This is a genomic window from Streptomyces cyaneus (assembly GCF_004028635.1).
Lineage (GTDB): Bacteria > Actinomycetota > Actinomycetes > Streptomycetales > Streptomycetaceae > Streptomyces > Streptomyces cyaneus.
Window position 1 is genome coordinate 506951 of record NZ_ML138678.1, and the last position, 21240, is coordinate 528190.

The 21240-nt window shown below is 71.0% G+C and carries 17 protein-coding genes and 1 riboswitch; of the genes, 13 read left to right on the forward strand and 4 right to left on the reverse strand.

Annotated elements, in window-relative coordinates; translation table 11 throughout:
* Nucleotide 1: 1 nt before the first annotated feature.
* The gene (locus EHO50_RS02280; protein WP_128428088.1) at nucleotides 2–235 is read right to left on the reverse strand and encodes a ferredoxin; all 234 of its coding nucleotides are present in this window, start codon (nucleotides 233–235) and stop codon (nucleotides 2–4) included.
* 6 nt (nucleotides 236–241) lie between these two features.
* On the reverse strand, nucleotides 242–1699 hold the full coding sequence (locus EHO50_RS02285) for an aldehyde dehydrogenase (protein ID WP_128428089.1): 1458 nt from the start codon (nucleotides 1697–1699) through the stop codon (nucleotides 242–244).
* 149 nt (nucleotides 1700–1848) lie between these two features.
* On the opposite strand from EHO50_RS02285, the gene EHO50_RS02290 reads away from it, so the two are divergent.
* The 7 genes from EHO50_RS02290 (at nucleotide 1849) to fxsT (ending at nucleotide 12550) form a co-directional block, all read left to right on the forward strand.
* Nucleotides 1849–2055, forward strand: a complete 207-nt coding sequence (locus EHO50_RS02290; protein WP_128428090.1) for a hypothetical protein — start codon at nucleotides 1849–1851, stop codon at nucleotides 2053–2055.
* Nucleotides 2056–2131: 76 nt separating this feature from the next.
* Entirely contained in the window at nucleotides 2132–3160 is a 1029-nt protein-coding gene (locus tag EHO50_RS02295) for a Strvi_7410 family MBL fold metallo-hydrolase (protein ID WP_128428091.1), read from the forward strand.
* Between the two features lie 411 nt (nucleotides 3161–3571).
* Nucleotides 3572–5761, forward strand: a complete 2190-nt coding sequence (locus tag EHO50_RS02300; protein WP_246100988.1) for an FxsB family cyclophane-forming radical SAM/SPASM peptide maturase — start codon at nucleotides 3572–3574, stop codon at nucleotides 5759–5761.
* Entirely contained in the window at nucleotides 5758–6633 is an 876-nt protein-coding gene (locus EHO50_RS02305) for an AAC(3) family N-acetyltransferase (RefSeq protein ID WP_128428092.1), read from the forward strand. Before EHO50_RS02300 ends, EHO50_RS02305 begins: the two co-directional genes overlap by 4 nt.
* Complete coding sequence (locus tag EHO50_RS02310) at nucleotides 6599–7258, forward strand: TIR-like protein FxsC (protein ID WP_164904728.1); 660 nt, start codon at nucleotides 6599–6601, stop codon at nucleotides 7256–7258. The genes EHO50_RS02305 and EHO50_RS02310 overlap by 35 nt, the downstream gene beginning before the upstream one ends.
* On the forward strand, nucleotides 7255–8496 hold the full coding sequence (locus EHO50_RS02315) for a TIR-like protein FxsC (RefSeq protein ID WP_128428093.1): 1242 nt from the start codon (nucleotides 7255–7257) through the stop codon (nucleotides 8494–8496). The genes EHO50_RS02310 and EHO50_RS02315 overlap by 4 nt, the downstream gene beginning before the upstream one ends.
* Entirely contained in the window at nucleotides 8489–12550 is a 4062-nt protein-coding gene (gene fxsT / locus EHO50_RS02320; protein ID WP_246100990.1) for an FxSxx-COOH system tetratricopeptide repeat protein, read from the forward strand. The genes EHO50_RS02315 and fxsT overlap by 8 nt, the downstream gene beginning before the upstream one ends.
* Before the next feature lie 91 nt (nucleotides 12551–12641).
* Here the strand turns inward: fxsT and EHO50_RS02325 are convergent, their stop codons facing one another.
* Nucleotides 12642–13487: an alpha/beta fold hydrolase gene (locus tag EHO50_RS02325; RefSeq protein ID WP_342786892.1), complete on the reverse strand. Its 846-nt coding sequence runs from the start codon at nucleotides 13485–13487 to the stop codon at nucleotides 12642–12644.
* A 595-nt stretch (nucleotides 13488–14082) separates the two neighbouring features.
* Between EHO50_RS02325 and EHO50_RS02330 the strand changes: the two genes are divergently transcribed.
* Complete coding sequence (locus tag EHO50_RS02330) at nucleotides 14083–14544, forward strand: nuclear transport factor 2 family protein (RefSeq protein ID WP_128428095.1); 462 nt, start codon at nucleotides 14083–14085, stop codon at nucleotides 14542–14544.
* Here the strand turns inward: EHO50_RS02330 and EHO50_RS02335 are convergent.
* The gene (locus EHO50_RS02335; protein ID WP_128428096.1) at nucleotides 14534–15190 is read right to left on the reverse strand and encodes a phosphotransferase; all 657 of its coding nucleotides are present in this window, start codon (nucleotides 15188–15190) and stop codon (nucleotides 14534–14536) included. The two genes, EHO50_RS02330 and EHO50_RS02335, sit on opposite strands and share 11 nt — an antisense overlap.
* A 31-nt stretch (nucleotides 15191–15221) precedes the next feature.
* Nucleotides 15222–15372, forward strand: a riboswitch (cobalamin riboswitch).
* A gap of 117 nt (nucleotides 15373–15489) precedes the next feature.
* On the opposite strand from EHO50_RS02335, the gene EHO50_RS02340 reads away from it, so the two are divergent.
* The 5 genes from EHO50_RS02340 to EHO50_RS02360 are packed head-to-tail and all read left to right on the forward strand — an operon-like array spanning nucleotide 15490 to nucleotide 20975.
* A complete protein-coding gene (locus EHO50_RS02340) occupies nucleotides 15490–16722 on the forward strand; it encodes an SCO2321 family membrane protein (RefSeq protein WP_128428097.1) in 1233 nt (410 codons plus the stop codon).
* Nucleotides 16719–17369 carry an SCO2322 family protein gene (locus tag EHO50_RS02345; protein WP_128428098.1) on the forward strand — a complete coding sequence of 217 codons (651 nt, stop codon included), beginning with the start codon at nucleotides 16719–16721 and terminating at the stop codon, nucleotides 17367–17369. Before EHO50_RS02340 ends, EHO50_RS02345 begins: the two co-directional genes overlap by 4 nt.
* Entirely contained in the window at nucleotides 17369–18469 is a 1101-nt protein-coding gene (locus tag EHO50_RS02350) for an energy-coupling factor transporter transmembrane component T (RefSeq protein WP_128428099.1), read from the forward strand. The genes EHO50_RS02345 and EHO50_RS02350 overlap by 1 nt, the downstream gene beginning before the upstream one ends.
* Nucleotides 18466–20148, forward strand: coding sequence for an ABC transporter ATP-binding protein (locus EHO50_RS02355; RefSeq protein WP_128428100.1), 1683 nt, complete (start codon nucleotides 18466–18468; stop codon nucleotides 20146–20148). The genes EHO50_RS02350 and EHO50_RS02355 overlap by 4 nt, the downstream gene beginning before the upstream one ends.
* The gene (locus tag EHO50_RS02360) at nucleotides 20145–20975 is read left to right on the forward strand and encodes an ECF transporter S component (protein ID WP_128428101.1); all 831 of its coding nucleotides are present in this window, start codon (nucleotides 20145–20147) and stop codon (nucleotides 20973–20975) included. Before EHO50_RS02355 ends, EHO50_RS02360 begins: the two co-directional genes overlap by 4 nt.
* Nucleotides 20976–21240: the final 265 nt, after the last annotated feature.

Sequence of the window (21240 nt, forward strand, 5' to 3'; positions counted from 1 at the left end):
CCTACTCCTCCGGCGGGAACACCGGCTCCCCGCTCCCCAGCATCGTGATCACGATCGCCTCCACCGGGCAGCTCTCCGCCGCCGCCAGGATCTTCTCGTTCGCGTCGGTCTCCGGGTCGGCCGGATGGGACTGCCGGCCGGTGTCGAGGTGGAAGCCGTCGGGGGCGTGGTGGACGCACTGGGCCGAGCCGATGCACACCGACCGGTCGACCTCGACATGCCAGCGGTCGCCCATCTCCGGTCACGCCTCCCAGCCGGCCGGGAGGTGGATCATCTTGTGCTCCAGGTATTCGCTGTAGCCCTCGGGGCCGAACTCCCGCCCCAGGCCCGAGTTCTTGTAGCCGCCGAACGGGCCCAGCATGTCCAGGCTGAAGGTGTTCACCGAGTACGTGCCGGTACGGACCTGGCGGGCGACCTCGATGCCGTGCGCGGTGTCGGCCGTCCAGACGCTGCCGCTCAGGCCGTAGTCGGAGTCGTTCGCGATCTTCACGGCCTCGGACTCGTCGCCGTAGGGGAGGAGACAGATCACGGGGCCGAAGATCTCCTCGCGCGCGATCCGCATCGAGTTGTCGACGTCCCCGAAGAGCGTCGGCTCGACGTACCAGCCCTTCTCCAGGCCCGGCGGACGCCCGCCGCCCGTCAGGATCTTCGCGCCCTCCTCCTGACCGATGCGGATGTAGTCGAGGTTCCTGCGCTGCTGCCGCTCCGCCACCAGCGGGCCCACCTGGGTCGCCGCGTCCAGCGGGTCGCCGACCACCAGCGCGCCCGCCGCCGCGGCGAAGGCCTCGGCGAACTCGTCGTAGCGGGAGCGGGGCAGGAGGATGCGGGTCTGGGCCACGCACGCCTGGCCGTTGTTCATCCAGGCCGCCGGAACGACACCGGCGACGGTCGCCTCGACGTCCGCGTCCGGGAGGACCACGGCCGCCGACTTGCCGCCCAGCTCCAGCGTCACCCGGGTGAGGTTGCGGGCCGCGACCTCCATCACGCGCTTGCCCGCCGCCACCGAGCCGGTGAAGGAGACCTTGTCGATCCGCGGGTGCCCGACCAGGTACTCGCTCACCTCGCGGTCCGCGGGGAGGATGGACAGCACGCCCTCCGGCAGCCCGGCGTCCTTCGCGATCTCCGCGAGGAGATAGGCGTCCAGGGGCGACTCCGGCGACGGCTTGAGCACCACCGTGCAGCCGGTGAGCAGCGCTGGCGCGAGCTTGGCCGCGGCTACGAACTGCGGGACGTTCCAGGGGACGACGGCCGCCACGACTCCGACCGGCTCGCGCCGCACGAGGATCTTGCCGAGGACACCGTCACGTGTCTCCTCGTAGGTGAAGTTCCGCGCGACCGTGATCGCCGCGTCCCACACCATCATCGCGCCGAGCGCCTGGGCGAGGACGCTCCAGGAGTACGGGGAGCCGTTCTCGGAGGAGATCACTCGGGCGATCTCCTCGTGCCGCAGGGCGATTCCGTCCTTGATGCGGGTGACGATCTCGATCCGCTCGTCGAGCGACATACGCGGCCAGGGCCCCTCGTCGAACGCCTTCCGCGCCACCTCGACCGCCCGGTCGACGTCCGCCGGCGAGGCGTGCGGCACGCGCCCGATGACCTCCTCCGTGTGGGGCGAGATCACCTCGATCACGTCCTTGCCCAGGGGGTCGGTCAACTCCCCGCCGATGAACAGCTGTCCGTGTTCCACGAGCTCGGTCATGGCCGGCGCCTCCCCGGAGCCTTACTGGGATCCTGACTCTGACGGTCCATCAGATATCTCTGAAACTGATACCAGTTCCACTACGAGGAGTCCACGGATCGCACATCAATGACGCCTACGCTGATCAAGTCGACGGGGAGGGACGGCGGATGACGGCAGACCGTGAGCGCAGGCGCGCCTTGGCGGTGTTCGCGGCGGCCATGACGACGGCGGTGTGCGGCGCCGTATGGATGGTCTCGCAGTGGGACGGCGTCACGGACGGCAACGGGGTGTCCGTCCACCGGGAGACGAAGAGCCCCGAGGAGATCAGGGAGTACTGGACCCCGGAGCGGATACGGAACGCCAAGCCCGGGTGACTCAGGCTCCCATCGAAACTCGTTCTAGTTATAGTTGGCCCGGTGGCCGGAACGTGGCGCGGCGATTGGGGAGCCCATGGCGCAGGTGTACGACCACGGCGGCGGTGTCCGGTCCATCGAGGTCCCCATCCCTGACAACCCGCTCGGCCACACCCTGGTGTACGTCGTCGACACGGACCGCGGCCCGGTCCTCGTCGACACCGGCTGGGACGACCCGGCCTCCTGGGACACCCTCGCCGAGGGGCTCGCGGCCTGCGGCACCGCACCCGCCGAGATCCACGGCGTCGTCATCACCCACCACCACCCCGACCACCACGGCCTGTCGGGCAAGGTGCGCGAGGCCTCCGGCGCCTGGATCGCGATGCACGCGGCGGACGCGGCGATCGTACGGCGCACCCGCGCGACCCGCCCCGAGCGCTGGTTCTCCTACATGGCGGACAAGCTCACCGCGGCCGGCGCCCCGGAAGCCCATGTGTCCCCGCTCCGCGCCGCCCGCCGCCCCCGCTCCCTGCCCGGCTTCTCCCCCGCCGCACCCGACCGCGAGATCGTCCCCGGCGAGCTCCTCGACCTCCCCGGCCGCCGCCTGCGCGCGATCTGGACCCCGGGCCACACTCCCGGCCATGTCTGCCTGCACCTGGAGGAGGAGCACCCGGCCCGACTCCCGGGCCACGGCCGCCTGTTCTCCGGCGACCACCTGCTCCCCGGGATCACCCCGCACATCGGCCTGTACGAGGACCCCGACGACACCACCGTCACCGACCCCCTCGGCGACTACCTCGCCTCCCTCGAACGCGTCGGCCGCCTCGCCCCCGCCGAGATCCTCCCGGCCCACCAGCACGCGTTCACCGACGCGCCCGCCCGCGTACGGGAGTTGCTGACCCACCACGAGACCCGCCTCACCGACCTCCTGACCCTCCTCGCCGCGCCCCTCACCCCCTGGCAGCTCGCCGAGCGCATGGAGTGGAACCGGCCCTGGGACCAAATCCCCTACGGATCACGGAACATCGCGATCGCGGAGGCCGAGGCCCATCTGCGACGGCTGGTGAAGCTGGGGAGGGCGGAGGCGGTGGCGGGGAGCGAGCCTGTGGCGTACGTGGCGGTGTGAGAAGGCCGTGCTCCTCCCTCCTCACAAGGCAGTTCGCCTCGAACGGTTGGCCGGAGGTCGTCTTGTCATCGGCCCTGCCCCAAGAGCAGCATGAAGGTGTCGAGTTGGCGACGCCGCCGCCGGAATGCCCAGTACGGGACGCGACACAATTGCGGGTTAAAGGTGCTCCGGGGCGCATCACCCGAGGGGAACTGTCATGCACAGCGACGTAGTGAACCGCGCCGCCGCACACCCAGTGGGTGAAGCCCGTCAGGCCGCGAGCAGGGCGACCCGCCGTGGCCGCGCGCGTCTGACGACACTGAGCCTCCAAGATGAGCGGGGCGTCAGGCGGGCCTCGTCGATCGGCGACAACGCGCCCGCAGGATTTAATTCCTCCGTCTGAAACGGAGCGCGGACGACGTGCCGGTGCCCATGGCAGCACGGCCCTTCCGTCAGTTCGTGGTGAAGGTCCACAGCCGCTGCGACCTGGCCTGTGACCACTGTTATGTCTATCGGCACGCCGATCAGAGCTGGCGCCGTCGTCCCCGGGTGATGGCGCCGCGCATCGTCCGGGCCACCGCCGAGCGCATCGCCGAGCATGCGCGCTCGCACCGGCTGAATCGGGTCACCGTGGTACTGCACGGCGGTGAGCCCCTGCTCGCCGGACCCGAACGGCTGGCTGCCCTGGCCCGTGAGCTGCGCCGCTCGCTGGACGGCATCGCCGTACTCGACCTGCGTATGCAGACCAACGGGCTGCTCCTCGACGACGAGTTCTGCGCGCTGCTGGTACGTGAGCGCATCCATGCGGGCGTCTCGCTGGACGGGGACCGGGATTCCCACGACCGCCACCGGGTACGGGCCGACGGGTCGGGCAGTTACGACGACACGGTGCGAGCGGTGCGACTGCTCGGACAGCCCGCCCATCGTCCGGCGTTCGCGGGCCTGTTGTGCACCGTGGACGTGTCCAACGACCCGGACGCGGTGTATGGCGCGTTGGCCGAAGTACGGCCTCCGCGTGTGGACTTCCTCCTCCCCCACGCCACATGGGACCACCCGCCGGACCGTCCGCACGGCACCACGGACTACGCGGACTGGCTGATCACCGCGTACGAGCGGTGGAACGCGGACGACAGACCGTTCAGCATCCGCGTGTTCGAGTCGGTGGAGGCCGCGGCGATGGGCGAGCCCGGTTTCACCGAGGCGCTCGGGCTGGGCAGTCCCGATCTGCTGGTGATAGAGACCGACGGGGCGATCGAGCAGGCCGACTGGCTCAAGACGGTGGCCGAGGGCGCCCCGGAGACCGGCTATCACGTCCTGGTCAACAGCTTCGACGAGGCCGCCCGGCACCCCGGCTTCCAGGCTCGCGCCCTGGGCCTGGACGGACTGTCCGCGCAGTGCAGGGCATGCCCGGTGGTGAGCATCTGCGGCGGAGGGCTCTACGGGCACCGGTACAGATCCGGCAGCGGCTTCGTCAACCCTTCCGTGTACTGCGCCGACCTGCTCAAGCTCATCCAGCACATACAGTCGTCCGCCCACCCGGCACAGCCGCACGCTGTGCCGCTGCACGCCGACATCGGCGCGCTCACCGTCGGCGGCGCACCGGAGCACGCGGCCGTACTGCGCCTGTCGGAAGCCCAGTTGGACTTGCGCCGCTCGATGCTGGCCTATCTGCACCGCGCCGGCGTCGGCTCGCAGGACAGCTGGCAGGCTCTGCTGGAGCTGGACGGCCCCGCCCTCGACCTCGTGCTCGCGGACCCCGCGGTCCACGCCTGGGCGGTGAGGGCGTGTTCCGCCGACGCACGCGAGCAGACCGTGCCGGACCCCGAGTTCCTCGAGGTGCTCGCCCTGGCCGCGGCCTTCCGCGCAGGGCAACGCCTGGAGCTCACTCTCCCGGTGGGCACCCACGACATCCTGCGCCTGCCCTCGGTCGGTCGGCTACGGCTGCTGCCGAACGGGGGGTCCCTCCGGTCCAGGGAGGGGGTCCGGGTGGGCACCGACGGCGTACGCGTGTGGCGGGCCGACGGCGACGGGGCGGTCTGGGAACCCGTACAACGCCTTTCGCTCGGTGGCTTCGAGGCGAGCCTGGAGTCGAACACCCTCCGCCCGACGGGCGCGGGGGCGCTGCCCGACCTCGCGGCGGCATGGCGGCGGCCCCTCGAAGCAGCCTGGGGCCTCCTCTCACGCCGGCACCCGCACCAGGCCGCCGCCCTCGCGGCCGGGGTGAACACACTGGTGCTCCTCGACAGCGAGCCGGCGCAGGACGCCTCCCGCCCGCCCTTCGGCGCCCTGGCACTGGCACCGCCCGACACCGCACAGGACCTCGTCCTGACCCTGCTCCAGGAATGGCAGTACGCGAAGTTCGCGGCGCTGCGCGACCTGCACGACCTCGGTGGCACGGGCCAGGAGGCGGCACTGCGACAGGCGTACGCCCACCTGGCGCCGGCCCGCGCATGGCATGCCCGTCCGGGACCGGCTGCCCTGGACCGGGCGGCTCACTGGGGGGAGCGCGCGCTCGCCGCCCTGGACACCTTCGCCGCCGAGAGCGATGCCCCCACGCCCGTCGGCCTGCGCCTTGCGGCGGGCATCCGGGCGGCCGTCGGCTCGCTGATCGACGGCTCATGACGGCGGCGTACACCAGCCGCGCGCTCGCCGACGACCTCCGGGCCCTCGGACTGCGCTCGGGCGACGTCGTCCTGGTGCATTCCTCACTGCGCCGCATCGGCCCGACAGCGCAGGGGGCGGCGACCGTCGTCGAAGCACTGCGCGCCGCCGTCGGCGCCGAGGGCACCATCGTCGTACCGACGTTCACGGCGGCCAACTCCCTGTCGTCCCGCACCCACCGCGAACGCGTCCAGGGCATGACCGCCGAGGAGATCGACGCCTTCCGGCAGGCGATGCCGGGATTCGACGCGACCACCACACCCAGCACCGGAATGGGTGCCGTCGCCGAGCTGGTGCGCAGGACTCCGGGGGCCCGGCGCAGCACGCACCCGCAGACCTCGCTGGCCGCGGTGGGGCCGCTGGCCGAGGCCATCACCCGGGACCACCCGCTCGACTGCCTTCTCGGGGAGGCCTCCCCGCTGGGGCTGCTCTACCGGCTCGGGACGCGCGTCCTGTTGCTGGGCGTGGGCTTCGAGTCGTGCACGGCCTTCCACCTCGGCGAGTACCGCTCGCCCGACCCGCCCGTGCGTCGCTACGACTGCGTCGTCACCGACGGCCGGCAGGCCGACGGGCAACCCGGGCGGCGGTGGCTGTCGTTCGAGGACGTGGCCCTGGACGACCGGGACTTCGGGCGGCTGGGGGCCTGGCTGGAGCGTCAGCGCACGGACACGGGGCGTGGCGTGGTCCGGCGCGGCCGGGTGGGCGCAGGAATTGCCCGGCTCCTCCCTATGGCTCATTCGGTGGACTTGGCTGTGGAATGGTTCAAGGAGCACCGCACGGCTGGAGGGGGCAGCGCAGGTGACCGAATCCCATTTATCCGGCCGCCCGGCTGACTCTCAGGTTCCGTATTTCTTCCACAGCTACGGACAAGTGCACTCCCGCGCCGCCGGCCTGCGTGCGCCGGACAAACGGCAGGACGAGTTTCACGAGCTGCTGGGCCAGTTCGTCCTCCAGCTGACCACGCACGACGGAACGACTCCGGTCGGTTTCCTCGACAAGCGCATGCCCCTGGGCGTCGAGTGGGAGAAGGACCTGAAGGAGGCTTTGGCCACCTGCCGGGTCTTCGTGCCGGTGTATTCACCGCAGTACTTCAACAGCCGCTGGTGCGGAATGGAGTTCGACGGATTCGTCCGACGGCAGGCCGAGCACCACCGCTGCGAGCCCTACACCGTCAGCGCGATCGTCCCGGTGCTGTGGACCTCGCCGGACCGGTTCGTCCTGCCCGACGTCGTCCAGCCCTTCCAGTATCACGGCTCCGACCTCGACGAGGACTACAAGCGTCTGGGGCTGCGGGGCCTGATGGAGGCCGGGCAGTGGCGCAAATACCGGCGAACCGTGTGGCTGATCGCCGAGCGGATCGTCGACGTCGCCACGCTGGCCCGGCTCAGGCCCTGTGACGTCAACCTCTTCGACGACCTGAGCAATGTCTTCGCACCGTGCACTCAGGGGGACTCATGACGGACGCGACTCCGGCCTTCTTCCTCAGTTACGCCCGCACTCCGGGACCTCGACAGCCCGACCCCGACAGGCCGGTCTTCACCTTCTTCGAGGAGCTCAGGCAGCGGGTGGCCCGGCTGATCGGGGTGGACGCGGAGCAGGCCGGTCACGTGGACCTCCCGGACGCACCGTCCGACGCATGGCGCTCGGCGCTGGCGGCCTGCCGTGTCTTCGTTCCGCTGTACGCCCCGCGATACTTCACCGATCCGCTGTGCGGGCGCCAGTGGACCGCCTTCAAGCAGCGGGTCGGCCCGGACTACGGCCGGGCCGTGGTCCCCGTCCTGTGGATCCCGCCCACCGCCGGCACCACAGTGCCGCTGGCCGCCCTGGACATCCCCACCCATCTGCCGCACGGCGGCGGGGACGAGGAGCGGCACGCACCGGACCCCTACGCCGAGTCCGGTCTCTACCGGCTCATGGTGGTCGAGAAGGACGACCCGGACACGTATCACCAGGTCGTGGGGCGGCTGGCCGAGCGCATCGCGCGGGCCTGGGCGGACTCGCCGGCCCGTCCGGTCAGCGCCGAGCAGCTGACCGATCGCCGCGGCCTGGAGGACGCGTTCGCGCCCCAGCCGTCGAAACCCGCCCTGCGGATCACGGTCCTCGCGCCGAGCACCAGCAGGCTTCCGCCGGGGCGTGAGGCGGCCTCCTACGGACCGGACACCGAATCATGGCGGCCTTACCGCACCGCACCCGGATCACTGACCCAGCAGGCTTTCGCTCTCGCCCGCAATCTCGGCTTCGAGCCGGAACTGGTGCCGTTCGAGAAGGCCTACGAGAGCATCGCCCACGACGGCTCCTCGCGAGAACCCGTTCGGCCCTTCGCTCCCTGGGTGCTCGTGGTCGACGCGTGGGTGCTGGGTGACCTCAGGACCGCGGAGCAGGTGCAACGCATCAATGAGGCCAACCGGCCCTGGCTGGCGGTGATGGCGGTGCTGGCGGAGGACGACCCACAGACCCGGCGCGACGAGGAACGGCTGCTGGGACTGCTGGAGCAGCATCTGTCCCGGCACCGGCCCCACACAGCTCGCGGTACCGCCGCACGAGGTATCGCGAAAGCCGATGTCTTCGCCTGGCTGTTCGCGGAGTTGGCGAAGAGTTGCTATTTGCGGTATCTCGATTCCATCCAGGATGATTTCCCGCGCCCGTCGTCCGGCCCGGCGCGGAGTCACGGGGTTCGGAGGCCAACCAGTGACTGACGAGAACGACGCGGGCGCGAGTGCGGGCACTCGGACTGCGGATGCGCGGGATGCGGCCGGGGGGAAGATCGTCACCTTCTACTCGTACAAGGGCGGCACCGGTCGCACCATGTCCCTCGCCAACACCGCCTGGATCCTGGCCTCGGGGGGAAAGCGGGTGCTGGTCGTCGACTGGGACCTGGACGCGCCCGGCCTGGACCGCTTTCTGCATCCCTTCCTGGACCGCGACCGGTTACGGACCGCGCAAGGGGTCATCGACCTCTTCCTGCACTTCAACCAGACCGTGCTGGAGCAGCGCAGGCAGCCGGAGAGCCACGCGCAGGTGGAGTGGGAGACCGCCGAAGCGGCGTGGGTGGCCACTCAGGCCCGCTTCAACCACTGTGTGATCCCGGTCGACTGGGAGTTTCCCGGCGGCGGGCGGCTGGACTATGTCTCGCCCGGGACGCAGAACAAGCAGTACCTGTCGGCGTACTCGCAGTTCGACTGGATGCGCTTTTTGGACCACACCTGGCACGGTCCGGTCTTCGTCGAGGCGCTGAAGCGTGAACTCACCCAGAACTACGACTACGTCCTGATCGACAGCCGCACCGGCCTGAGCGATGTCTCCGACGTGTGCACCGTGCTGCTGCCGGACGCCCTGGTCGTCGCCTTCACACCCAGTAGCCAGGGGATGGACGGCGCACAGGCCGTGGCGCAGAAGATCGACAGTCTCTACGGGAATCGGGGCATCCGCATCATTCCGGTCCCCATGCGCGTGGAGGACGCGAACGGGGAGGCCGACCGCCTGGAGGCGGCACGGGAGCAGATGCGGGCGAAGTTCGCCGACATCGTGCGTCGCCACTGCGCGCTGGACGCCCAGGAGTACTGGGGCAAGGTGGAGATCCCCTACCGGCCCTTCTACGCCTACGAGGAATTGCTGGCGCCGTTCCGTGACGCCCCCGGCAGCCCCACCTCGATGCTCGCCGCGTGCGAACGGCTGACGGATGTCATCTCCGAGGGTGAGGTCACCGCACTGCCCCGCTTGGACGACGCGGAGCGCAAGCGGGTCCTCGCCCTGTACAAGCGGCCCAGACCGCTGGAGAACACCGACATCCATGTCAGCTTCGTGCCCGACGACCGCACCTGGGCCGACTGGATCGAGTTCACGCTCAAGTCCGTGGGCTTCCAGGTGCATCTGCTGCCCCATGGCACCCCCCATCCGTCCGAACGCGCTGTCCCCGAGCCGGCGATGAAGTCGGCCACCCGGACCCTCGCGGTGCTGTCCCACGCCTACCGGGATTCCGCGGAAGCACGCGCGGCGTGGGAGGCCACCGACGCCGTCGACGGCCTGGGCAAACGGCGCAGCCTGGTGACCGTCCGCGTGGACGACGTACGGATGAGCCCGCCGTTCTCCGATCGCGGCGCCGCGGATCTGGCCCGTTTCGGCTCCAACGAGGAGGCCGCCCGGCAAGCGCTGCTGAACGCCCTGGATGCCCCGACACAGCCGCTGTACAGCCCGGCCGCCGCAAGCGACGGCGGTCCCCGCTTCCCCGGGGCCGAGCCGTCGGTGTTCTCCATGCCGATCCGCAACCCGTCCTTCACCGGACGCGAGCGGCTGCTGGGGTCTCTGCGCGAGCGGCTGCGGGCGGGCAACCACACGGTGCTCCTGCGCGGCATGGGCGGGGTGGGCAAGACGATGCTGGCCCTGGAGTTCGCCCACCGTTTCAAGAGCGACTACGACGTCGTCTGGCACATCCAGGCCGATCAGCGAAACCTCGCGGTGGAGCAGTTCGCGGGGCTGGCAAGCCATCTGGACGTCGCCGAGCGCAAGAACCCGACGGCGACGGCGACCGGCGTCAAGGACGCGCTGCGTCTGGGCCGGCCCTACAGTCGCTGGTTGCTGATCCTCGACAACGTCGAACACGTGAACGATCTGTCCGACCTTCTGGTGAGCAACAAGTTCGGCCACGTCCTGATCACCAGTCAGCGCTCCGAGGGCTGGGAACGCTATGCGGAGATCGTCGATGTCAGCGTGTTCGAACGCGACGAGAGCGTGGCACACCTCAAGCGCAGGCTCACCGAGTGCAGCACCGAGGAGGCCGACGAAGTGGCCTCCGCCCTCGGCGATCTGCCGCTGGCCGTCGAACACGCGGCCGCCGTGCTCAAGGAGAGCGGCCTTCAGACCCACGAGTACGTCAAGCTCCTCGAGCGCCAGCCCGCCGCCGACACGGCCGGCCTGAGCCCTGACGACCGGCTGCTCGACGTCTCCAAGACCTGGAGCGTGGCCATCGGGCAGCTCAACAAGAACTTTCCGCCGGCGGTTCAACTGCTCAAACTGGCCGCCTGGTTCAGCCCGGAACCGATCTCCATGGATCTGCTGCAGAGCACGCAGATCGCACAGTCCCTCACCGGCCAGGACAGCCGGGGCGATCAGGAGTTCCGCCCGCGCGCCTTCGACAGCACGGAAATGATCGCACGCGCATTCCAGGAGCTGAGCCGGCTCTCACTGGCCACGGTGGACCGCAAGTCGCGCAGTCTCCGCGTGCACCGCCTGGTGCAGATGTCGGTGCGCCTGAACATGACGGAGACGGAGCAGGAGGCCACCCGGGACGTAGTGTTCCGCACCCTGGTGGCCGCCCGTCCCGAACAGGACGACCCCGAGGACCACAACACCTGGGACCGTTACCGCATCATCTGGCCGCACCTGGGAACTCCGTGGGCCCTGACGGCGCCCGACTACGGCATCCGCAAGCTGATCGTGGACCGGGTGCGCCAGTTGCGCCGCCGTGGCGAGCTGAAGCAGGCTTACGACCTGAGCACGCGTGTTCATCAGGGCTGGGTCGAACGCAGCGGGCCCGACGAGCGCTGGGTGCTCCACATGGGCTTCCAGATCGCCAACATCCTGCGCGCCCAGGGCAGGTACCAGGAGGCCCTGGACATGGGCATGGACGTACTGCACCGCCAGGAAGCGGTCCTGGACAGCCCGCACGATCTGCACATCCTCATGACGTCCGGCGGTGTGGCGGCCGACCTTCGAGGTCTGGGCCGGTACAGCGAGGCACTGGAACGCGACCGCCTCAACCACGAGCGGTTTCTCGAGCTGTTCGGCGAAGACCATCCGCGCAGCCTCATGGCGGCCAACAATTACGCCGTGTGTCTACGAGTGCTGGGCCAGTACACGGACGCCCTGCGGCTGGACCGCACGACGATGGACACGCGGAGCAAGATCCTGGGCGCGGAACACGCCTGGACGCGCGAATCAACCATCAGCTACGCCCGCGACCTGCTCGACTGCGGCGACTACGCCGGATCCGAGCTCCAGTTGCGGCGTACCTACAGCCAATGCCTGGCCAACGAGCAGTTCGGCCCGTCCTCTCCCACCACCATCAACGCAGGCAAGGCGCTGTCGGGCGCCCTGCGCCAGCTGGGCCGGGCACAGGATGCGGAGGAACTGACGCTCGCGGTGCTGTCCAGTCTGCCCGCCGACGAAGGGTCGGCCTCACCCAACCGGCTGCTGCTCCAGCTGAGCCTGGCCGGGGTACTGGGCGCTCAAGGCCGTACCGAGGAGGCCCTCGAACTGGCCCGCCGGGTCCTGGACGACTGTCGTCGGTTCTTCCACGACCAGCACCCCTATACGGCAGCCTGTTACGCGAACCTGGCCGTGCTGCTCTACACGGCCAACGAGGCGGCATCCTCCCTGGCGCACGCCGAGCAGGCGGCGAGGGTCTTCGCGCAGATCTTCGACGACGACCACCCGTTCACGCTGATGTGCCGGATGAACCTCGCCAACGCCCAGGCCGCACTGGGTCAGCGTGAACTGGCCCGCGCGACCTACGAGGAGGTACTGGACCGGCTCCGCGATGTCCTCGACGACGACCAGCACCCCGCCCCACTGGTCTGCGCGGCCAACCTCGCGGTGGTCCTGAACGAGCTGGGAGAGGCCGAGGCCGCCGAACGGCTGCGAGAGGAAGTGCTCGGCGCGCTCACCGCCCGGCTCGGGGCCGACCATCCCCGCGCTTCGGCCCTGCGCGAGTGGAGCCGTTCGGGCTGGGAGTTCGACCCTCACCCGGTCTGATCCGATCCGATCCGCGAGGCGCTCGCCGCCCACCGGCGAGCGCTCAGCGGTGCTCCGAACTCCGGCGGGCCCGGACGGGCCGCCGGAACCCCTACACGGCGGCCCCGAAGCGTTCGCGGGCACGGTCACGAAGCCAGGCGAGTATTTCCGGTACGGCCGGCAGCGCGGCGAAGTGGGCTGCCTCGGGTTTCAGCACGGGGGTCGCCGAGGGGATGCGGTCGGCCAGCCAACGGAAGTGGCCGACGGGCGAGAAGGTGTCGTGCTCACCGTGCCACAGCAGCAGTGGCACCTCGACGATCTTGCCCGGCTCGAAGCCCCAGTCCCGCCGGAAGGACAGCACGTCGTCGAGCCATCCGAAGGAGGAACGCACCACGCTGGTCTGGTAGTTGGCGAGGAGCAGACCTCGGATCCCGCCATGCCCCACCACGGCCTTGTCGGCCGTGGGCATCTCCGGGGTCAGCAAGCCCAACAGCGATTCAGGGTTGTCACGGATGGCATCCGCGTTGCTGGCCAAGTTGGCCTTGAGCCGGTCCAGGCATTCCACGGAACCCTCGTCGAGCGCCGCGGTAGCGGCCTCGTAGGCGATGACGTTGGATTCGGCCATCCCCTCGAACCAGTTCAGCCCCTCGGCATCGGGAGGCGCGATACTGACCAGCGCGGCGGCGCTCGCCACCCGATTCGCGAGCAGCGCGGCGCAGGCCAGCGCGTGCGGCCCGCCGCCGGAACGACCGACCACGGAGAAGTGGTCGATCTTCAGGTGGTCGGCGATGGCCTCCACGTCCGCGGCGGCGTGATCGACGGTGCGGCCCTTCAACCGGTGTGATTCCCCATATCCCGGGCGGTCGTAGGAGATGAGCCGGATGCCCAGTTTGTAGAGGTCGATGGTGCGTGGACGCGGTCCGACCCTGCTGCCCGGAGTGCCATGCAGCAAGAACACCGGGTGCCCCTTCGGGTCCCCCGACGTCTCGAAGGAGAGCAGCCTCCCACCATCGCCGCTCTCGACACTTCCCAACACCAGGTGTGCCTCCCGTCGCCAGCGCCGCGGCCGCCCGGAGCGGGACCCAGGAACCAGCATCCCGCCCGTCAGGGCGCCAGTCGACACACAAACCAGCCGTCTGTAGCGACGGACCAAGGGTTTTCCGTAAGACGCAATGTCATGGGGTGACGGTTGCGCGTCCCCGAGGGCCGCTCGCACCGACCAAACGGTAGAGGATTGCCGCCCTCCGCCGGACCATTCCAGCCATGTCAGGAGCCAATCGGCGCAAAGTGCACGTTTACTTTTGACAGCACAGTGATCACAACGGCCCAGGGCGGCGATCATGCGCGCCGTAGGTCGTACCCACATGATGGAGTCGCCCGACACGCCGCGCATCCTGACGTCGCCCGATACCGGTTCATCCGCAAGAGACAGACCGAGGCCGCGAGGGGAGTCACGCACACCCTCGTGGTGGAGCTCGGCAACACCGGTCGACCGCCATGGGCGAAATCCAGCCGAACCGCGGCCCTCGGTCCCGCCCGTTTAATACATACCCATGGAGCCACTTGACTGCCTTGAGCACCTGCTCGCCGAACGCGCCTGCGAGCGCATCGTCGTCGGCTTCGTCCACCGACTCGACCTCGGCGAACCGTCCTCCGTCGCCGAGCTGTTCACCGAGGACGGCACCTGGGAGTGGCCGGCGGGCAAGCGGGTCGTCCGGGGGCGGGACGCGTTGCGCGCGTACTTCGGCTCCCGTCCCGCCGACCGTCTCTCGCGCCGCCTGATGTCCAACATCCTCGTCACGGTGACGTCCCCCGACACCGCGACGGCGACCTCGTACTTCACGACGTACCGCGTCGACGGCCACGAGGGCGACCTGATCCCACCGGGCCCCCCGGTCCAGGTGGGCCACTACGAGGACACGTTCCACAGGTCGCCGGACGGCACCTGGCTGCTGTCCTCGCGGGTCCTCCATCTGGCCTTCGGCGGACCCACTCCGCGCCCGCCTAGGCCATGAAGGACCGGATCAACTCCTCCGCCTCACCGAGCACTTCCACCTCGCGCACGGTCATCGTCGGGTTGGCGGCGCGTCGGCGCCGGGCCTGCGTGAGGCCGTCCTCGGTGAGGTCGCCGGGGTCGGCGAGGAGGGTGGTGAGCATCGCGCGGGCGGGCGCGGCGAACTGCTCGTCGGCGAGGGCCGCCTGCGCGAGGATCATCGCGGACATGCCCCAGTCCAGACCCGGGTCGCCCTGCTCCGCGTTGGCCCAGTCGATGACACGGGGGCCGTCGGGAGTGAGCATCACGTTCTCCGGGTGGAGGTCCAGGTGGACCACGCGGCCGGGGACGGCGTGCAGTTGCCGCAGGAGGCGGGCCAGGATGCCCCCGCCCTCGCGCGCGTCGATCCGCCCGGCGACGAAGGCCTCCAGCATCGTCGGGCCGTACAGCCGCTCCATGACCAGCTCGGAGCGCGAGGAGTCGGCGATCCGTACGCGGGGCACCGGGTAGCCGTGGGCGCGCAGCCGCTCCATCAGAGCGGCCTCGGCGAGTCCGTCGGAGTAGCCCTCCCGGTCGTGGCGCAGCACCCACGCCTCGTCGATCTCGTACACGTCGGACGCGCGCCCCGAACCGAGCAGCCGCCGTCCCGCCCTCCCCGTGATCCCCATGCGCCCGAACCTATCCCCGCGCACAGCCTCCCCTCAGTCGTTCCCCTACGGGCCGGTAGAGTGACGGCGTCGTCATCACACCCGTACAGGGGGAAGCCGGTGCAAATCCGGCGCTGACCCGCAACCGTGAACCGGTCGTCGAAGGCCGGTGAGCCGGATCGCCCCGTACGGATTCGTGACCGGCTCACGTGCCCCGGCAGCCGGCCGGAGCACGGCACCGTCGAGGTATACGGAGCCGAGCCGCCCGGGGGTCTCCCCTGTGCTGCCCGGCTCCCCTTAGGGAAGGGCACCCGCCGATCATGTACGTCCGCCGCAGCGCCGCGGTCCTGGCAGCCGTCACCGTGATCGGCACGGCCGCGCCCGCCGTAGCCGCCGACCCGACCCCCTCCGCATCGCCGTCGCAGGCATTCCCCGCCGCGCTGTACGGCGGCACCGACCCCACGTACGACGGCGTCTGGCGCCAGTCCCTCGCGCTGCTCGCGCAGAACACGGTCGACGTGCAGCCGGCGACGAAGTCGGTGGACTGGCTGCTGGGCCAGCAGTGCGCGACTGGGGCCTTCGCGCCGTACCGCGCCGACACGAGTGCGGCCTGCGACGCGAAGACCCCGGTCGACACCAACAACACGGCCGCCGCCGTACAGGCGCTGGCCGCGCTCGGCGGGCACGACGCCGCGACCGGCAAGGCGGTTTCATGGCTGAAGTCGGTCCAGAACAAGGACGGCGGCTGGGGTTACGCGGCGGGCGGGGCGAGCGACGCGAACTCGACGTCGGTCGTGATCGGCGCGCTGGCCGCCGTGGGCGAGAAGCCGGCGGAGGTTGTGAAGGGCGGGAAGTCGCCGTACGACGCCCTGCTGAAGCTTGCGTTGCCGTGCGACGGCGACGGGGCGGGCGCCTTCGCCTTCCAGCCCGACAAGAAGGGCGCGCTGTCGGCCAACGCGGACGCGACGGCCGCGGCGGTGCTGGGCGCGCTGGGCAAGGGGATGCCGGTCGGGGCGGGCAAGCCGGCGAGCGCCGACTGCACCGACACCGGCGACCGCACCCCGGAGCGGGCCGCAGCGAACGGCGCCGCCTACCTCACGCAGGCACTGTCGAAGGACGGCCACCTCACGTCCGCGATGCCGGGTGCCAAGGACCAGCCCGACTACGGCAACACCGCCGACGCGGTCGTAGCACTCGCCGCGCAGGGCGGTGCCGCGGCCGCGCGCAAGCCCCTGCGGTGGCTGGAGCAGAACTCCGCCCAGTGGGCTGCCAAGAGCGGCCCCGCCGCCTACGCCCAGCTGATCTTCGCCGCCCACGCCACCGGGACCGACCCTCGCGACTTCGGCGGCACGGACCTGGTCGAGCAGCTCAACTCGACGGGCCCGGCGCCGCGGTCGGCGGCCGCGTCGGGGAGGGCCTCGGAGAAGCCCGCGGCGAAGCGGGTCGCCGACGGCGGCGGCGTCAGCGTCTGGTGGATCGTCGGCGTCGGCCTGGTCGCCGGTATCGGCATCGGGTTCCTGCTGAGCGGCCGCAACAAGGGCAAGCGACCGTGATCCGCCGCGCCGCCGCGACGCTCCTGGCCGCGCTGGTCCTCCTGACCGGCGCGGCCCCGGCCGCCCAGGCGACCGGCTACCGCTACTGGTCCTTCTGGGACCGCGACGGGGCCGGCTGGATCTACGCCACCCAGGGGCCCTCCCTCGCCCGCCCCTCCGACGGCGATGTCCAGGGCTTCCGCTTCGCGGTGAGTGCGGACTCCAAGGACGCGGCACAGCCGAGGGGTGCCGCCGCCTTCGACGTGATCTGCGCGAGGACGCCGGCGCAGGACGGCACGAAGCGGGTGGCCCTGGTCATCGACTTCGGTACGGCGGCCGACGCCCCGTCCGGCGAGACGCCCCCGGCCCGCCGTACGGCATGCGCCCGGGTGACCCCGGACGCGACAACCGCAGAGGCCCTGGCCGCGGTGGCCAAGCCCCTGCGGTACGACACGAACGCCCTGTTGTGCGCGATCTCGGGGTATCCGGAGACGGGCTGCGGGGAGCAGGTGTCGGGGGACAGGAAGCCGACGGCCGCAGAGAAGACGGCCGGCGCGAAGCAGGGTGGGGCGGACGGCGGCCCGTCGCTGGGTCTGGTCGCGGGGATCGCCGTAGTGGCCGTCCTGGGCGCGGCAGCGATCTGGCAGGCACGGCGGCGGCGGGCGTGATGGCAGGGGCACAGTTGCACCCCGGCGCCTGGTGGCTCTGGTCCCTCTCCCTCGGTACCGCGGCCACCCGCACCACCAACCCCCTCCTCCTCACCCTCCTCATAGCGACGTCCGCCTACGTCGTGGCGACCTGCCGCCCCGACGCCCCCTGGGCCCGCTCCTACACGGCCTTCGTCAAGCTCGGCCTGGCCGTCCTCCTCATCCGCCTCGTCTTCGCCGTGGCACTCGGCTCCCCCGTCCCCGGCACGCATGTGATCGTCACCCTCCCCGAACTGCCCCTCCCGCACTGGGCGCAGGGCATCCGCCTGGGCGGCAAGGTCACCGCCGAGACCCTTCTCTTCGCCCTCTACGACGGCCTGCGGCTGGCCACCCTCCTCATCTGCGTGGGCGCGGCGAACTCCCTCGCCAACCCCACCCGCCTCCTCAAGTCCCTCCCCGGCGCCCTCTACGAGATGGGCGTGGCGGTGGTCGTGGCCCTCACCTACGCCCCCCACCTGATCGCCGACGTCCAGCGTCTTCGTGCCGCCCGTCGCCTCCGTGGCCGCCCCGACAAGGGCATCCGCGGCCTCCTGCACGTCGGACTCCCGGTCCTGGAGGGCGCGTTGGAGCGCTCGGTCGCCCTCGCCGCCGCGATGGACGCCCGCGGTTACGGCCGCACCGCCGACGTCCCGCCCCGCGTCCGCCGTACGACGGCCGCGCTCACCCTCGGCGGCCTGCTCGGCGTCTGCGCCGGAACGTACGGACTGCTCACCGCCGAGGGCGGGACGTACGGCCTCCCGGTGCTCCTCTGCGGAGTCGTCGCCGCGCTGGCCGGGCTGCGCCTGGGCGGTCGCCGTTCCCTGCGCACCCGTTACCGCCCGGACCGCTGGGACGCCCGCGCCTGGCTGGTCGCCGGTTCCGGCGCGGCGGTCGCCGCCCTGCTGGCCCTGGCCGCCGCCCGCGACCCGGCGGCCCTGCACCCCGGCGTGGTCCCCCTCGTCGCCCCGGCCCTCCCCCTGTGGCCCGCGGCGGCCGTCCTCCTCGGCCTGCTCCCCGCCTTCATCAGCCCCGCACCCAGGAATCCCACCCCCCTGAATCCCGCCCTCAAGGAGCCGTCGTGATCCGCTTCGAGAACGTCTCCGTGACGTACGACGGTGCCGCCGAACCCACCGTCCAGGGCGTGGACTTCGAGGTCCCGGAGGGCGAACTGGTGCTGCTCGTCGGCCCGTCGGGAGTCGGCAAGTCCACCGTCCTCGGCGCGGTGAGCGGGCTCGTCCCGCACTTCACCGGCGGCACCCTGCGCGGCCGCGTCACGGTGGCCGGCCGCGACACCCGCACGCACAAGCCGCGCGAACTCGCCGACGTGGTGGGCACGGTGGGGCAGGATCCCCTCTCCCACTTCGTGACCGACACCGTCGAGGACGAACTGGCCTACGGCATGGAGTCCCTGGGCCTCGCCCCTGACGTCATGCGCCGCCGGGTGGAGGAAACCCTGGACCTCCTCGGCCTCACCGACCTGCGCAGCCGCTCCATCGCCACCCTCTCCGGCGGCCAGCAACAGCGCGTCGCGATCGGCTCGGTACTCACCCCGCACCCCAGCGTGCTGGTCCTCGACGAGCCCACCTCGGCCCTGGACCCCGCCGCGGCGGAAGAGGTCCTCGCGGTCCTCCAACGCCTGGTCCACGACCTCGGCACAACGGTCCTGATGGCCGAACACCGCCTGGAGCGCGTCGTCCAGTACGCCGACCAGGTCGTACTGCTGTCCTCTCCGGGCACGGCCCCGATCCTGGGCACCCCGGCAGAGATGATGGCCGTATCGCCGGTGTACCCGCCGGTCGTGGCCCTGGGCCGCCTGGCGGACTGGACCCCCCTGCCCCTGACGGTCCGGGACGCGCGGCGACGGGCGGCAGACTTGCGGGAACAGCTCAGGCAACGGGACTCAATCGCCCCTCAGGGGCGCGGGGAACTGCGCGACCAGCCACAACGAACCCGCACCCGCCAACAACCCACACCCCCCAAGCCATTGGGCGAAAAGCCCACCGACCGCCGATGGTTCAAGCGCAGGCGCACCCCCACGCAACCCCCGGCCTACGCGGCCGAAGTACAAGCCCTGGCCGTAACCCGCGACCGCACCCAGGCCCTACGCCACGTAGACCTCACCGTCACCCCCGGCGAAACCATCGCCCTCATGGGCCGCAACGGCGCCGGAAAATCCACCCTGCTCAACACCCTCGTCGGCCTGGTCAAGCCCTCTGCAGGAGCCGTCACCCTCGGCGGAGCCGTAGGCCTGGTCCCACAGGAACCCCGCGACCTCCTCTACGCCGACACGGTCGCCGCCGAGTGCACCGCCGCCGACGCCGACGCAAGCGCAGCGCCCGGCACCTGCCGCACCCTCGTCTCCGAGCTCCTCCCGGACATCTCCGACGACACCCACCCCCGCGACCTCTCCGAGGGCCAGCGCCTGACGCTCGCGCTGGCGGTCGTCCTGACCGCCCGCCCTTCGCTGCTCCTCCTAGACGAACCGACCCGGGGACTGGACTACGCCGCGAAGGCCCGCCTCGTCACGCTGCTGCGCGACCTCGCCGCCCAGGGGCACGCCATCGTCCTGGCCACGCACGACGTGGAGCTGGCCGCCGAGCTCGCGCACCGGGTCGTGCTGCTCGCCGAGGGCGAGGTGATCGCGGACGGCCCGGCAGCGGACGTAGTGGTCGCCTCGCCGTCCTTCGCCCCGCAGGTGGCCAAGATCCTCGCCCCGCAGAAGTGGCTCACGGTCGCCGAGGTGAGGGAGGCCCTCGCATGACCGGCGGCTCCACTCGCCAGGCCCGGGCCGTCCGCCTGGGACCCCGCTCCATCGCCACCCTCGTCCTGGTCAGCGCGGTCGGCGTCGCCGCGCTCGGCTGGCCCTTTCTCGCTCCGCCCACCGCACAGGTGAGCGCGCATGCCCAGGACGCCCCGTGGCTGTTCACCGGCCTGCTTCTGCTGCTGGTCGCCGTCGTCGCCGCGACGATCTCCGAGTCCGGGCTCGGCCCGAAGGCGGTGGCGATGCTGGGCGTGCTGGCGGCGACCGGCGCCGCCCTGCGCCCCCTCGGCGCCGGTACGGCCGGTATCGAGCCGATGTTCTTCCTGATGGTGCTCAGCGGCCGGGTCCTCGGCCCCGGCTTCGGCTTCGTTCTCGGCGCGGTGACGATGTTCGCGTCCGCTCTGCTCACCGGCGGGGTGGGGCCGTGGATGCCGTTCCAGATGCTGTCGATGGGCTGGTTCACGATGGGCGCCGGACTGCTGCCGGGCCCGGACCGCCTGCGCGGCCGCGGTGAGCTGCTCCTGCTGGCCGGCTACGGCTTCCTCGCCGCCTTCGTCTACGGCACGGTGATGAACATGCAGGGCTGGCCCTACCTCGACCCGGACGGCTCGCCGCTCGCCCCCGACCCGCAAGCCGGGCCTCTCGCCAATCTCGCCCGCTTCGTCGCGTACTGCCTGGCCACGTCGCTCGGCTGGGACCTCGGACGGGCGATCGTCACCGTCGTCCTCACCTTCACGCTCGGTCCGGCGATCCTCAAGGCGCTGCGCCGAGCCACGCGCCGGGCGGCCTTCGAGAGCCCGGTCACATTCGACGCTCCCACAGGGTGAGGGCCCGAGCGCGGACCGTCAGCAACCCGGTGAACCACCCCACATGACCCACATCACCTACGATCCGCCCTAGTGGGACAAATCGGATGCCATGTTCACGTCTATTTGGGTCCTGACCTGCGCATTGAGAGCCACGTCACACAAACGACCTTCACCCTACATACGACTACAACTAGCAAACAGGCTCATTGCGGACACCTTCCCGGCCTGCTTCTCTGGATGACGTCGCACGGCGCCGACGTGCCCTCAGGGCCGCGGCGCCGAC